A 15,038-nucleotide genomic window follows, 5' to 3' on the forward strand; every position below is an offset into this window, starting at 1 on the left:
CGTTAGATACTGTTTGGCAAATTGATCATGAGGCTGTCGGGTCATTAATCCTAACTCTTTGGGGTTGGTGTTAGTAGCCTTTCACCGATCAACTGGCAAAAAACAGATCCATATGATCTTGACATTTGAGACCAAAACCCCTTTACCCAAGCTAGGGACTCTTGGCTTGCGCCCCTACAAACAAAATGATGTCTCAATCTGCCGTACAGCGGTAAGGGCAGAATAACTGACCCCAGCTGTTCCTTCTCCTGGATGAGTGGAGTCTCCTACTAACCACAGACTTTTGCAGGGTGTGCGAGTGGCAAAGCCAAAGGGCCCAAAGGTGGGTATCCGTTGCCCTATCCCTCCGACAATGCCTTGTTCTCTGGCAGTATAACGGGCAAAGGTGCGAGGGGTTGCTGCTTCTTGGTGAATGATGGTCTCTGGTGTTAAATCAAAGTATTGACTAAGACGTGCGATCGCATTTTCTGTATACTCTTCCTTTAACCGGTCATAGTCTTGCTTGGACCCCCGCCACCACATGGCAGCATCGGTAAAGGATGAGGCAGTAATCGTTGCTTTTCCCTCTGGTGCTCGTCCATCTCCTGGCTTACTAACCGAAATAAACAAGGAATTATTCTCGCCAATTGGTCCATCGTAGTCATAGAGAAACTGAAGATGGGGAGGACAACCATCAGGAATTGCACGTTTATCTACCCCAAGATAGATGACAAACGCACCGGATGGTGAAGGTAATTTATCGACTCGATATTTATAGCCTGCCATCGAGTAGCCTGCCATCGAGGTTCCATTGAAGCTCTGTAGATTATTACCTAATAATTTGACTAGGTTTTGCACCGTAACATTGGCAACTACCTCATCCGCTGGTTCTGTCCAAACTTCCCCTGTTTTCTGATTGCGAATCGAAACACCAGTAGCTTTACCAGCTGATGTTTCGATCTGTTCAACGGTGTGGCGCATTAGTAGCTTACCCCCCCATTTTTCCAGGGCTTCTACTAAGCGATCGCTTAACACCTGCATACTACCTTGGAGATGAAATAACCCTTGGGGTTCCTGGGAAACTCCTAAGGCTGTTGCTGCATACAACAGTGCTGTCTGATCAACATCGACTTGGGAATAAAGCTTCAGCTGCAAATCCAGAAAGGTTTTCAGACGCTTATTCCCATATAAGCCATATCCTCGCAACCCATCGGCTACGGTCATGAAGGTAAAAGGTAGGGTAATTAAGGTATCAGGACGCACTGCTGAGGTTAATTGCCACAAGTCCCATAAATTACGAGGTGGTAGCACTGGGTCACGGGATTGGAACTTCCAACTGGCATTGAATAAGGTTGCCATCAGTTGCCAGAAGGGTTCACTACCGGGAAACTGGCGTTCTCGTTCTCTTTTCCATTGCTCCGGGTTCCGCCAGATGTTAATTGGTTCGGTTTCACCGGGAAGAAATACCGCACAAGCAGGGTCACAGGGGGTAGCGGCTGGCAGGTCTACTTCCAGTTCATCAAAGATGCGTTTGTGAATGCCACCAGGTTCTAAGCCAGCTACCTGGGTCGCACCAACATCGAAGGTAAAGCCCCGACGTTTAAAGGTGGAGGCGCATCCTCCTGGTACTAGGGCTTGGTCTAGTATTACCACACGGTAGCCTCGGCGAGCAAGGAGTGCTCCAGCGGTTAGTCCACCAATTCCTGCACCGATTACTACTACTTTTTTCTGGTCTTTTTTCTGCGGGAATTCTTTATTGGTGTATTCTACCTTACCTTTACCGCCCTGAGTGCTTACCATGGTGGTTTATTTGCATTTCTTAATGTTTCTTATCATAATTCTACCTTGAGCCATGGCGTTTGGGAGTGGGGAATCGGGAGATGGGGAGATGGGGAGTTGGGGAGATAAGGAGATGGGGAGATAGGAAGTGTGGTGTTATCGTGGCTAATCCTGATTCGCGATTCCCGATTCCCGATTCGCGATTCGCGATTCCCGATTCGCGATTCGCGATTCCCGATTCCCGATATCAAAAACGCGATATCAAACGGAAAGATTACTATGAATAAATAGTGGTCAATCAGTGATTAATTTAATGACTTCCAGTTTGCTCAATACTCCCTGCCTCAATGCTCCCACTGTTGAAAAGCTACCGAATGGGTTAACCATTGTGGCGGAGCAGATGCCTGTTGAAGCTGTGAATCTGAATGTTTGGATTAATGTCGGTTCCGCAATGGAATCGGATCAGATTAATGGTATGGCTCATTTTCTGGAGCATATGGTGTTTAAGGGCACACCAAAATTGCAAAGTGGTGAGTTTGAGCGGCTGATTGAGCAACGGGGTGCCGTAACTAATGCGGCTACAAGTCAGGATTACACTCACTATTACATCACTACAGCTCCTAAAGATTTTGCCGAGCTTGCACCATTACAGCTAGAGGTGGTACTCAATCCTAGTATTCCTGACCATGGCTTTGAAAAGGAGCGAATGGTAGTTTTGGAAGAAATTCGCCGTTCCCAGGATAATCCCCGCCGCCGCACCCATAGATGGGCAATGGAGACTACTTTTGACCAGTTACCCTATCGACGTCCTGTGCTCGGACCTGCCTCGGTGATTGAACAACTCCAGCCTCAGCAGATGCGTGACTTTCATGGTAGGTGGTATCAACCAGGGTCTATGACTGCGGCAGTGGTGGGGAATTTGCCAGTTACGGAATTAATTGAAATTGTCAGCAATGGATTTAGTCAAGCACAGCCAAGGACGATAGAAGATAGAACAAACCTTACCCCAGAACCAGCTTTCGAGAACATTGTCCGTCGGGAGTATGTGGATGAGTCTTTACAACAAGCGCGGCTGGTGATGGTGTGGCGGGTGCCTGGTATACCTGAGTTGAAGGAAACCTATGCTTTGGATGTGCTAGCAGGAATTTTAGGACGAGGTCGTATGTCCAGGCTGTTTAGGGATTTGCGAGAAGAACGGCAACTGGTTACTCAAATTGGGGTTAGTAATATCACTCAGCGGCTGCAAGGGGTGTTTTATATTTCTGCTAAACTGCCAGCTGAGAATTTGGCAGAGGTGGAGAATGCGATCGCAAACCATATCCATCGCTGTCAGACAGAATTGGTATCAGACTCAGAGATTGCTCGGATTCGTACCAAAGTGGCCAATCAGTTTATCTTTAGTAATGAAAAACCAAGTGCTCGCAGCAATTTATATGGTTACTATTACTCCCAAGTCGGGGATTTAGAACCAGCACTGAATTACCCTAGTCATATTAAATCAGTTAGTGCTGTTGATATCCAAAAGGCTGCACAGCAGTATCTGTCTCCCCATGCTTATGGTATTGTGATCGCAAAGGGAACAGGGAACAGGGAGTAGGGAATAGACTAAGATGTGGAAAGAAATTGCTGACCAGATAAGCCAAGTCACTCGTGAAACCTTTGAGATTAACCAGCGCCAATCTGTTGGTGGTGGCTGTATTAATCAGGGTTATGCTCTGGTCGGTAAGACTAATAAGTATTTTGTTAAACTCAATTCTGCCTCTGCTGTCTATATGTTTGAGGCCGAAGCCCTCGGTCTAAAGCAGATGGTGGCAACTCAGACTATCCGAATCCCCAAACCAATTTGCTATGGTACTGCCGTGGATTGTTCTTATATTGTTTTGGAGTGGCTAGACCTTGGTGGCGGTAACAGTACCGAGTCTTGGGTAAAAATGGGACATCAGTTAGCAGCCATGCATCAGGCTGCTACTCCCCAAGCTTCAACCGAGATGGGTAAGTTTGGTTGGAATCAAAATAATACTATTGGTTCGACACCACAAGTTAATCAATGGATGTCGGATTGGGTAGAGTTTTTTGTAGAGTATCGCCTGGGTTATCAGTTTCAGCTAGCACGGCGTCGCAGTGGTCATTTCCCGAAACAAGACCAATTACTGGCAATAGTTCCTAAATTACTGGATCATCAGCCTCAACCTTCCTTAGTACACGGTGATTTATGGGGTGGTAATGCGGCTATTACCATGTCGGGAGAACCAGTAATTTTTGACCCTGCTACTTATGTAGGCGATCGCGAAGTTGATATTGCGATGACCGAATTGTTTGGTGGTTTCCCAGCAGCATTTTATCGAGGCTATAACGAGGTGTGGCCTTTAGAGCAAGGTTACAAACGGCGGAAAAACCTCTATAACCTTTACCACATCCTCAATCACTTTAATCTCTTTGGTAGTGGTTATGAATCCCAAGCTAACCGGATGATTGATCAGATTTTGAGGGATTAATTCTAATTAATTTGGCTCTCAATAATCTCCTCAATCATTGCTTCTAATTCACCCATAGGAAGATTGAGGTCATCGAGTGTTACCTGAAATTGGACATAACGTTCATCTAGATCGAATGTTTCTTCTAGAAAACCCCCAAATCCACGGGCTCGTTTATCTATTTCTAAGAAAACTTCTAAGTCTTCTGAGTAGAGAGAAAAAATGATTTCCAATTCATCCAAGCTACCCTGATACTTACCCATGGGACGAAACTCGAACTCTTGGACGAATGGATATCTACCCCCGAAGTGAGTATTATACTGACAATCGACTTCATGAAGTTGAAATCCTAGGTTTTCTAATGCATCAAACACCGCTTGCATTAACGGGTGTGGATGTACCTCAATGTAATCGGTGTCTTTCGGGTCAACGGCAATGGGAATATCTAAGCCAGTACGTAAATATACTGGTTGGCTGGTTAATGTCAGTGGTGTTTCCTCAGGGAGGGGAAACGAAAATGGAATAACTATTTCCTCTTTTGCCTCCAAGTTGAAGCGTTCCGAGAGGCGATATTGCATTAATATGCATTCCTCTGTGATTGAGGTATCTTCTTCTTCCCGCAAGTATTCGGTAACTAGATAAATATAAATATCATCAATCTTCTGGGAAACATCTCCCCCAGTAATATAAACTTCCCCTTCTACCATTTCCCCAGGAGCTAGGGAATCAAAGTACAAACGTGTATCTACCTTTGCTGCTCCAATGCCAACCTGAGCTAATAGCTTTTTGAACATAAACCTAGTTTTTTAACTAACTTTGCTACTAGCTTAATCTATGATTCTGGAGTTTTAGGGAGTCGGGAATCGGGAGTCGGGAATCGGGAGTCGGGATAATAAAATTTAATGTACCTGATCAGTATAATCAACTATATAAATGAAACACTTAGGTCGTGGGATTGCCCTACGGCCACGCTACGCGATTGATCTACGGTCACGCTACGCGAACACAAATTGAGATTATTTGGGCTTGAGGCAGATTAATTGGGGTTGGGGACAAATACAGTCAATCCCTTGGGAATACATTCAACTTTGATAGGAGTTGTTCCAATGACTTCTCCATCCACAACCACCTTCTGAGGGGGATCTGTGGCGATTTTGATACTGCGGGTTCGGACATGATGAATATTTTCTTGGTTGGGTGTCAGGTGAACCAACGCGGCACCAAAGGCATTGACCATTGATGTGACCGCCTGAAGTTTTGTGTCTACTTTGGCCATGGTGACATCCAGTAACCCGTCGTCGTAAATAACTTCACCCATTCCTTGGGCTAACACTGAGGTAGGGGGAGCCGCATTAGCCACAGTGATAGCCCCTACTTCAACTCGATAGATCTGGTCTTCAATTTCCACAGCCGCATCAAATAGCTCTTGTTCATCCAGTTGTTGCCATCCCGCTACCAGATAGGCCAGTACCCCCCACTGATCCTTGAATTCTCGGCTAGCTTTATCGACCATTTCTGCTTCAAAACCAATTCCGGTTAATAAAATCATGGGGGTGTCGTTACAGCGAGCCGCATCAATCACTTTGGTATAGCCTTCGGAAATGATGCGGCAGGCGGCGCGAATGGGCATTACTGTGCCACCAATGCCCAACGCCTGACAAAAGGCATTAGCGGTTCCTCTGGGAATAATGGCGAGGGGAATGTTGGTATCAATCAGCTGACTGGCAACGGCGGATACGGTGCCGTCACCGCCAGAGGCAATGATGAGATCGGCGTGGACTGCGATCGCCCGTTTGGTCAATTCTTCCGCCGTAATTTCTAGAGTAGTTTGATGGATATGGAGATTGAAATGGCCACCCAGCATGTTTTCAATAATGGTCAATTCATGATCGGAGTCTCCTTGACCGGCCACTGGATTAAAAATAAGGTGAGCCACTTGGGTCCGCGCTAGGGCACTGATGACCAGTTCTCCTGTAGCTAAGTTGGTGGCGATCGCTACATCATGGACATCACAAATCCGTAAGAGAGCCTGAATATCAGGTTCATGGGATTTAGCATGGAGTGCATCGATGAAGAAAAACACAGCACAGACCTTTCCCTCCGCCACCGCTGCAAACAACTGGGCATCTCCACCGATAGGACCAGGGAGTAAGCAATCAACAGGTAAGCCAGTGGAGTTTTGAATTTGTTTCCCTGTGTTCCCTGTAGCAATTAAGGTGTAGCGAGAGAAAACGATGTGGTGGCGCTTGACAAATGCCACTATATCATTTTTCTTGTTGTCGTGGGCAATCAGGGCAATAGTTGCAGGCATACTACTGTACCGGAACTCAAAACCAAAATTCTCAAAGGCCAATGGGCAAATGACCCAGTATTTACGTCATTCTAAAGCGTTTATTCCAGTTGTGTAGTTAAGCTATGGATAACTCGATACTAAGTTGCGGTCAAAGGTACAACTTTCTCTTTCCCAAATCTCCCTATCTCCCTATCTCCCTATCCCAGCAATCTACTATAGCAGTCGCCAGGGTAATTAGGACATGACAAAAGTCTCAAACTACAGTTTGGCTTGAGTTTAACTTCTGACTTCTGACTTCTGACTTCTGACTTCTGCTATATCTTTGAATGCAACTTGGTATAAAAATATTAACATTCCTAGATAAAAATACAAGCCTAAACATAAAAATTTACAAAAAAACCATTGACATTTTAAATTAGTTTATGCTAGGGTTAGATGTGATCAGATTTTTTTTGATATTCTAGTTTTTTCATCTTCTAGTCTTTAGCTTTTCCTTGAGGGGAAGGTTTTTACTAACTTTTTCTTCCCCATTTTTTTGGCTTTTTTCTAGGTTTTAGGGAGCAGGGAGCTAAGGCCGTGGGCCACGCTTACTGGCAGAGCCAGACGCTGCGCGAACGCGAACGGAGCTTCGGAGCAGGGAAAAATATTTATATGATGTACCTGATTAGACTAGGAAAAACTATAGAAAAATAAATACTATTCCCCATCTCCCTATCTCCCGACACTTGCCCATCTTCCCAATTGATATAATACCAAATCCGCTTGGTCATTACCCCTTTATTAAAATCGACCAAATCTTTTTATGCCAGGAATCTAGGGCTATGGGGATAAGGGGGGTATGGGAACAGAATTGATATAAGTCCTAATCCTATTCCACCATCTGCACCAATTTCCCTAGAATAGGTTCGATGGGAGGGAGTAAATATTCGGCGAGATCGAGGGTTACTGTTTTTTCCTCCAATTTCAGAAATCGCCATAGAGTCCCAGTGGTTACGGCACCGTAAACCGTTGCGATTGGCCGTAGGCCACGCTCCGCGAACGCATTACCGTTACTATTATTCTCCTGTTGGTTAAACCGACCAGCTGCTACCATCGCGGCGATACATTGTCCTAACCCCCCTTTCAGGTCTTCTTTTTTAGCTTCTATAATAATGGCTACCGGGGCTTTAATAAATAACTGTTCCGGTGACAGACTAATAATAAAATCACAGGTGCCATTTAATCCTACTTCTGGGTCAACATTAAACTCTTCCCCAGAAAACAAGCTAATCTGGTATTGATGGAATTCTATAACTGCCAGTAACACTGGACATATCAAGAGTTCTGATCGGGCTTTTTCAGTATTTAGTGCGATGGCCAGTTGGTAATTTTGGGTGATAAATTCCGCTAAATAAGGACTAGGAGAAATTACGCGTTCGCGTAGCGTGGCCGTAGGCCAATCGCTTTCAAAAATATTCCCTTGTTCGATTAAAGTTAAGTCAAAATCCTTGACTACTTTTTGAATAGTAAATTGACGGTAAGACATGATCTAGGGAAGGGAGTAGGGAATCGGGAGTAGGGAATCGGGAATCGGGAATCGGGGGTAAAATATTGTGTACTTGATTACTAGGAAAAACGGGCTTATTGGATTTTTTAACTATTTTTTTTAACTATTTGCTGAAATGCTATACTTTGAATGCGAACGCAAACAGAAGGCAAAGTGTGCTATTCAATAATAATACTACCGTAAGGTAACGCTTCTTTTAGTGACGTTTATGAACTCTCCCAATGACAACCATTCCAACAATCTCAGAACATATTGAAATCACTCCGGGGGTTTGTGGCGGGAAACCTCGGATTGCCGGACATCGGATTCGAGTTCAAGATATTGTCATCTGCCACGAAAGCATGGGAATGTCACCGGATGAAATTCTCTATCGCCATCCTAGCATTACCATGTCAGATGTCTATGCAGCACTGGCTTACTACCACGACCATAAAGAAGAAATCAGACAGGATATTGAGGCAGGAGTTGCCTTTGTACAAACGGTACAAGCTCAAACACCGTCTCTATTACAGCAAAAACCTCAGAATCGGTAATGACCAAAAAGCGATGCAGCGCGGTCTTGGGGGTCTTTCAAGGGTATGTTTTTAAGATTCATCCAGGGGCAGGAGAAAAATCGGGAATAAATCTACCTGTAGGTAAAGGCATGCCCTTAATCGCAGATGCCAAAATTATTAAAAATCCTCGTCTGAAACAACTTAAACATCGAGTAGGATTAGTTTTTAGCAATAAAATTGGCTTTTCTGGCATGCTCGGATTTTCCTTTGTCTGAGCAGAGGAGCTCATTTCATCCAAAGGAGGTAAGCTACTTGCTGGCAAATTCGCCTCGGCCTCTCCACCAATACTGACTAAAAATAAAGTAGCAACAGCAATGGCTAACCAGAGACGTTCTGCTCGTCGTTCGCGTAGCGTGGCCTTTTGGCCAGGGTCATTCATTTTAGTGTGATGCCAACCAAAACCACCTCGTTTGATGTCCTTGAAAAGACATTCAATCCAACCGCGCATACCATACCAACAAATCTGTGCTTGTTGAGGACTCAAATCTGTTACGATTAGCCAAGGATCGGCATAGCCAGAATCCCATTGAGCTAAAAGAGTGCAAGACAGACTGTTGGTTTTAAAACAAGTTACCTTTCCACTCCAAGATTGCCCCACTTGAGTAATTAATTCTGAAAGAGGAACAAATTGTTGCTCTGGTGAGGATTGATAATATCCCTGATGGTTAATACGCATAAATGGATGCCAACCCAATTGTTCAATCGCTTCGTAGAACCAATCAGCGTATAAACCTCTGTCTGTAGTGACAATCACCAACCAGTCGGAAGGAACACCCTCTTGAAGAGAATCTAAGAGTTTGAGCCAGTAGGGTTTCCAACTGCCTTTTTCGTTTGCTCTCACTATTTTCCAAGCTACAGGAATTCCACAACCTCGATAAACCACACTAATAACTAATAAAGTAAAACGCTGACCTAATGTGGAAGCATCCGCAGCTAATACTAAACTTTTTTCCTCTGATGACCACCAACTTAATATAAGCGCGTAACAACGGGACAAAGCTCTGTTCGACCTGGATTTCTCTACGCTTTCTTCCGTTTTTATCGACTTTACTATTATACCACTGCCTTAATCTTTCTCGAATTGTGTTCTCTGGTTGCTCTAGAATTTCCCCCAAAAACACAACTGCAGTAGATAAACCACAATGATGAGTCATCGCAATAGCAAAGCTCCACATTCCTAATACTACTGCTTGTGGTTTGCTTAAATGAGGCATTTTTAAGGGTGACCACCCGTAACCATTGTTGATAAGTAATTGGACGATTTTTGTTCACTGTGATTGATGTCACGCGGGTTTAATGTACAATAGTTATTGTACTATGGAACACATTTGATAAATTCCCTGTTTCTGACTACTATTTAATGTAATTTGCTCCGCGCCGGGCGCGGGTACGTCATGGTGGAACCAGTACAAAACAACGCGGGTAACGAACGTGATTGAAAATAAATTTCAGTACTCCAACAGTCGCTCTGTGTGACCGCTACCCGAAGTTCTTTTGTCAATAGTTACCTACCAAAATCAATAACTTTTCAAGTTGGTGCAAGTGTCTCAGCCATCGCCCCGTCAGGGGATAGCCATCAAGCAGAATTCGTCACTTAATGATTTTTATTGAATTCTCAAATCCTTCCTGGGGTTTGGGTTTCAAAATGTATTTCTGTTGAGTAATACCTAGGCGAATGCCCAAATCTAAAAAACATACCCTTGAAAGGTCTTGGGGGTCCCCCCCATGAGCGACTGCATCAAGACAGATCCGATTCCATTTGGATGAAAGTGTTAGCAATGCCATCTGCTGAAAGTTTGGGTTTGATTTCTGTGATTTCCCTTGGTCAATCGCTTCGCGACCATTCAAAATTATCAATTCAAAATTCAAAAACACCCCACGATTCAATTATTAGGTAAATTCAATTTTGTTATTCCTACTCCCGATTCACCACTCCCGACTCCCGATTCCCGATTCCCGATTCCCGATTCCCGATTCCCGATTCCCCACTCCCCACTCCCCACTCCCCACTCCCGACTCCCGATTCCCCACTCCCGACTCCCCACTCCCACTAGTCTTTTGCGGAATTGAATTATCTACTGGTGTATACCGTTAAAGAAACTAACATTGATTCACCAAAGGTTTCCATCGTGTCTACTCCAGTTGAACCATGCTCTCCCCAAACCCTCGCTGAGGCCAACCTGCAACCGAGGGGCAATGTTTATCCAAGTCCGATTACTTGGCGAGACCAGATTCTATACTTTCTGCTACCTGACCGATTCAGTGATGGGTTAGAACTAGAGCGGAAAAAATTTGACCCTAGTAACCCCAACCAATTTAAAGCCAAAAATAAAGGTGACTGGATGAGCAAGGGAAAAAGGTTTCAAGGGGGTACCCTCAAGGGAATCGAAAGTAAATTGGACTACTTGAAACAATTAGGTGTCACTACCCTTTGGATTGGTCCAGTTTGGCGACAACGGATTGAACTAGACACCTATCACGGCTACGGGATTCAAAATTTCCTAGATGTTGACCCCCGATTTGGCAGCCGTCAGGATTTACGGGATTTAGTGGATGCTGCCCATGAGCGGGAAATGTATGTGATCTTAGACATCATTTATAACCACAGCGGCAATAACTTTTTCTACCAAGACGAGAATGATAATCCTAAAGCTAGCCTTCCCTACCGTTTTGAACCACCTTATCCAGTTCATAGTTGGCGTTCTGGCACTGGTAAAGCGATTTCCGAAATCACTACAGAAATTGATGGGGTATGGCCTCAAGACTTTCAAAACATTGATTGGTACACTCGTGCTGGTCATATTAACGAATGGGGTGCAGACCCTTGGGAAGACAAACTGCATCCGGAGCTAGAATTTCGCCGAGGGGATTTCTTTGATTTAAAAGACATTAATCTCGCTAAACCGGAAGTCCTAGCAGGGATTATTAAAGTCTATCAATACTGGATTGCCCTAAGTGACTGCGATGGATTTCGCATTGATACGGTTAAGCATATTCCTTGGCGAGTTTCCCGTAGTTTTTGTGGTGCTATCCGGGAATATGCGGAATCGATTGGTAAGGAAAACATCCTACTGTTGGGAGAAGTAACGGATGGGGCTCATATGTCCCGCAACTACCTGGAAGTATTTGGTCGCAACTTGGATGCTGTGCTTGATATTGGGGAACCCACAAAGCGATTAGCACGGATGGTAAAAGGATTAACACCACCAAGGGAGTTTTTTAATCAATTTGAGGAGCATAATATCCTTGGTAGCCACCGGGAAACGGGACGGTATCATGTTTCGATCTTAGATGACCATGATATGGTCGGACGCGATCGCAAGCATCGGTTTGCTGCTAATAACTCTATTCCTAGTAAATACCAGCAAATAGCCCATGCGGTAGGGTTGCAACTGACCACGTTGGGTATACCCTGTATCTATTACGGTACTGAACAAGCCTTTGATGGCACGGAAAACCGCCATGACCCTAGTGTTGAACCAATCAATGAGTATGGCAACATTTCCAATAGCGATCGCTATATTCGTGAATCGATGTTTGGGGGTAGCTTTGGAGCATTTGAAACCAGTGGCTGTCACTTCTTTGACCCAGACCATCCCACCTATCTCAGAATTTCTGCGATCGCAAACCTCCGAAATCGACAAGACCTGATTGGAAAAACCCTACGTGGGGGTCGTCAATACCTCCGAGAAACCTCCTATCTCGGCAAACCTTTTGCTATTCCTGATGCTGGAGAATTAATTGCTTGGTCAAGGATTCTCTACAATCAAGAAATTCTGGTTGCTTTAAACACCCATGGCACTGAAAACCGGGGTGCATACGTCACCATTGATGCCTCACTACACCCCCACGGCTCAACCCTTACTCTGCTCTACAACAGTTACTGGAGTAACTCTCAATTACGCCATCCACCCCAGAATCAAACCGTAATCGTTCAACATGACCAGGGTAGGGCAACGGTCAGGATTGAATTACCGCCTAGTGGCATGATGATTTTGGCCTAGGGATTCTACCTGAAAATTATTAAGGATTATAACATTTTGCTGGTTTAACGGGATGAGGGGTTGCACCCCACATTTATCTTGCTATACTGAGATCAAGTAGATGCACCCTGATGATCAAGAGAGTCACAAGCACGGCTCTCTATTTTTTTTGAGATGGCTGAAACATTCTAATGGTGATTGAAGTCAAGGGTTTCAAGGGTTTCAAGTCAAGTACTGGTTGCTGTATGAGTGGGTACGCTTCATCCCAAGCATTAAGCCTCAGCACACTATTAAGTTTTGTAACATTTTGCTCGCTTTAAGGGGTGAGGGGTTGCACCCCACATTTATCTTGCTATACTTAGATCAGTAGATGCACCCTGATGATCGAGAGAGTCACACCAACGGCTCTCTATTTTTTTTTGAGATGGCTTAACAGTTCTTTACGTGTTTGAAGTGAGAGGTTTGAAGGGAACTGGTGGTTGCTGCATGAATGGGATTCGGGCAAAGCCCGACGCTGCGCGAACGCTTGATCCCAATCATTAAGCCGATGCGCACTATTAAGTTTTGTAACATTTTGCTCGCTTTAAGGGGTGAGTGGTTGCACCCCACATTTATCTTGCTATACTTAGATCAGTAGATGCACCCTGATGATCGAGAGAGTCACACCAACGGCTCTCTTATTTTTTTTTTGAGATGGCTTAACAGTTCTAATGGTGCTTGAAGTCAAGGGTTTCAAGTCAACTGGTGGTTGCTGCATGAGTGCGTAGGCTTGATCCCAATCATTCAGACTCTCCTATCTATTAAGTTTTGTAACATTTTGCTTGACTATAGGGGTGAGGGGTTACACCCATCACTTATCTTGCTATACTGAGATCAGTAGATGCACCCTGATGATCGAGAGAGTCACACCAACGGCTCTCTATTTTTTTTGAGATGGCTTAACAGTTCTAATGGTGCTTGAAGTCAAGGGTTTCAAGTCAACTGGTGGTTGCTACATCAATGGGATTCGGGCAAAGCCCGACGCTGCGCGAACGCTTTATTATCCCAATCATTAAGCCTCACCAAACTATTAAGTTTTTTAACATTTTGCTCCCGTTGAGGTATGAGGGGTTGCACCCCACATTAATCTTGCTATACTGAGATCAAGTAGATGCACCCTGATGATCGAGAGAGTCACACCAACGGCTCTCTTATTTTTTTTTGAGATGCCTTAACAGCTCTAATGGTGCTTGAAGTCAGGGGTTTCAAGGGAGCTGGTAGTTGCTGCATCAGTGCTTACGCTTCATCCCTTGCTGTGGGAGGGACAAAGTCACGAAAGTCCTAAGGAAACTTAAGTAATTACCGAAAAGTTCAGAAACAGTTAGTTAGGCCAAGTATGCTTGCTTACTTCGTCTATAGTCAGCGAACTTAATCTAGGGTTTTCGCCTCTCATCTTCAAACCTATATCAAACTACCCTGAAATTATAATTAAAAAAACCTAAGCCTTCAGCTGTCAGCTGACGGCTGAAGGCTGACGGCTTAATGCTTATAACCAAAGACCAATTACTGAACACCAATTGTCATGGAAGATCAGCAAATCTATCAGTCTGTTGTCAATTATCTTAGGTCTGCTATCGGTCTGCTTGATTTGGAGCAAGACTCACCCTTGCGAAAGGATGTGATTGCCCTGTGCGACCATCTAGAAAATCCCACATTTCGGATTGCTGTCTTTGGTCCGTTTAATTATGGGAAATCTACCTTGCTCAATGCTTTGCTAGGAAAGCGCACTCTGCCCATTGGTCTAATTCCCACTACAGGGGCTGCAATTCATATCCGATATGGAGAAGAATTGCATACTCGAATTATCCTAACTGATGGCACAGAAATTAGTGAAAATAGCACAGAGGTCCTCAAGCGCTATGCTATCCTAGATGAGCAACGGTGTATGCGCTCTGATGTCGCTTCGATAGAGGTTTACTGTCCCCATCCCTTCCTAAAAACTGGTGTAGAATTTCTGGATTTGCCAGGAACAAATGACCGGGAAGCTCAGGATAATTTAGTGCGCGACCAACTGCTAACAGCAGATTTAGTCGTTCAAGTGCTGGATGGTCGCCAGCTGATGACCTTGGGTGAGCGGGAAAACCTGAGAGATTGGTTAATAGATAGAGGAATCAAGACTGTTGTTTTTGTGGTCAATTTCCTGAATTTATTGGAACCTGATCAGCAAAAAGAAGTCCAGACTAGGGCGTGTCTTCTTGCCTCGGAGATCCCCCGTTGGTCCCCCTTAAAAAAGGGGGACTTTGAGTATGGCTCCCCCCTTTTTTAAGCTATGCTTTATAAACATCTTTCTTAACATAAAACTTGACAAAAAGAGTCAAGTGTGCATAGAGAGGCGATCGCCCTAAATTGACAAAAAGAGTTAAGTGTGTATAAGAGTGCGATCGCTAATCT

12 protein-coding genes and 1 pseudogene are annotated in these 15,038 nt (G+C 44.5%); 7 read left to right on the plus strand and 6 right to left on the minus strand.

All coding sequences use genetic code 11. The features are described 5' to 3' along the window. Window positions 1-174: 174 nt before the first annotated feature. Complete coding sequence (crtD, locus tag F6K63_RS25960) at window positions 175-1,779, minus strand: C-3',4' desaturase CrtD (protein ID WP_008188044.1); 1,605 nt, start codon at window positions 1,777-1,779, stop codon at window positions 175-177. Window positions 1,780-1,859: 80 nt separating this feature from the next. On the opposite strand from crtD, the gene F6K63_RS25965 reads away from it, so the two are divergent. From F6K63_RS25965 to F6K63_RS25975, 3 genes are read left to right on the plus strand one after another with little or no spacing between them, the layout of a single operon-like run. Beyond that, window positions 1,860-2,045: a hypothetical protein gene (locus F6K63_RS25965; RefSeq protein ID WP_287313487.1), complete on the plus strand. Its 186-nt coding sequence runs from the start codon at window positions 1,860-1,862 to the stop codon at window positions 2,043-2,045. Window positions 2,046-2,071: 26 nt separating this feature from the next. After that, complete coding sequence (locus F6K63_RS25970) at window positions 2,072-3,355, plus strand: M16 family metallopeptidase (RefSeq protein WP_008188045.1); 1,284 nt, start codon at window positions 2,072-2,074, stop codon at window positions 3,353-3,355. 13 nt (window positions 3,356-3,368) lie between these two features. Next, window positions 3,369-4,253, plus strand: a complete 885-nt coding sequence (locus tag F6K63_RS25975) for a fructosamine kinase family protein (RefSeq protein ID WP_008188046.1) — start codon at window positions 3,369-3,371, stop codon at window positions 4,251-4,253. 2 nt (window positions 4,254-4,255) lie between these two features. Here the strand turns inward: F6K63_RS25975 and F6K63_RS25980 are convergent, their stop codons facing one another. The 3 genes from F6K63_RS25980 to F6K63_RS25990 all read right to left on the minus strand — a co-directional run bounded on the left by F6K63_RS25980 (window position 4,256) and on the right by F6K63_RS25990 (window position 8,050). Further along, window positions 4,256-5,026, minus strand: coding sequence for a sporulation protein (locus F6K63_RS25980; protein WP_008188047.1), 771 nt, complete (start codon window positions 5,024-5,026; stop codon window positions 4,256-4,258). Between the two features lie 242 nt (window positions 5,027-5,268). Further along, on the minus strand, window positions 5,269-6,543 hold the full coding sequence (gene mgsA, locus F6K63_RS25985) for a methylglyoxal synthase (protein WP_008188048.1): 1,275 nt from the start codon (window positions 6,541-6,543) through the stop codon (window positions 5,269-5,271). Window positions 6,544-7,393: 850 nt separating this feature from the next. After that, window positions 7,394-8,050 carry a hypothetical protein gene (locus tag F6K63_RS25990; RefSeq protein WP_287313488.1) on the minus strand — a complete coding sequence of 219 codons (657 nt, stop codon included), beginning with the start codon at window positions 8,048-8,050 and terminating at the stop codon, window positions 7,394-7,396. A 242-nt stretch (window positions 8,051-8,292) separates the two neighbouring features. Between F6K63_RS25990 and F6K63_RS25995 the strand changes: the two genes are divergently transcribed. Next, entirely contained in the window at window positions 8,293-8,604 is a 312-nt protein-coding gene (locus tag F6K63_RS25995; protein WP_044494655.1) for a DUF433 domain-containing protein, read from the plus strand. 58 nt (window positions 8,605-8,662) lie between these two features. Here F6K63_RS25995 and F6K63_RS26000 read toward each other — a convergent pair whose 3' ends face one another. Next, window positions 8,663-9,466 (minus strand): transposase, encoded by an 804-nt coding sequence (locus F6K63_RS26000; protein ID WP_287257061.1) that lies wholly within the window; start codon window positions 9,464-9,466, stop codon window positions 8,663-8,665. Window positions 9,467-9,509: 43 nt separating this feature from the next. Next, entirely contained in the window at window positions 9,510-9,839 is a 330-nt protein-coding gene (locus tag F6K63_RS26005) for a hypothetical protein (protein WP_287257062.1), read from the minus strand. A gap of 607 nt (window positions 9,840-10,446) precedes the next feature. Between F6K63_RS26005 and F6K63_RS26010 the strand changes: the two genes are divergently transcribed. The 3 genes and pseudogenes from F6K63_RS26010 to F6K63_RS26020 form a co-directional block, all read left to right on the plus strand. Next, window positions 10,447-10,695, plus strand: coding sequence for a hypothetical protein (locus F6K63_RS26010; protein ID WP_154659909.1), 249 nt, complete (start codon window positions 10,447-10,449; stop codon window positions 10,693-10,695). 59 nt (window positions 10,696-10,754) lie between these two features. Next, window positions 10,755-12,629 carry an alpha-amylase family glycosyl hydrolase gene (locus tag F6K63_RS26015; RefSeq protein ID WP_044494659.1) on the plus strand — a complete coding sequence of 625 codons (1,875 nt, stop codon included), beginning with the start codon at window positions 10,755-10,757 and terminating at the stop codon, window positions 12,627-12,629. A gap of 1,540 nt (window positions 12,630-14,169) precedes the next feature. Continuing rightward, window positions 14,170-14,847 (plus strand): annotated as a pseudogene (locus F6K63_RS26020) (dynamin family protein); the annotation flags it as partial. Between the last annotated feature and the right edge of the window lie 191 nt (window positions 14,848-15,038).

This window comes from Moorena sp. SIO1G6 (assembly GCF_010672795.1).
In the GTDB taxonomy this organism is placed as follows: Bacteria; Cyanobacteriota; Cyanobacteriia; order Cyanobacteriales; family Coleofasciculaceae; genus Moorena; species Moorena producens.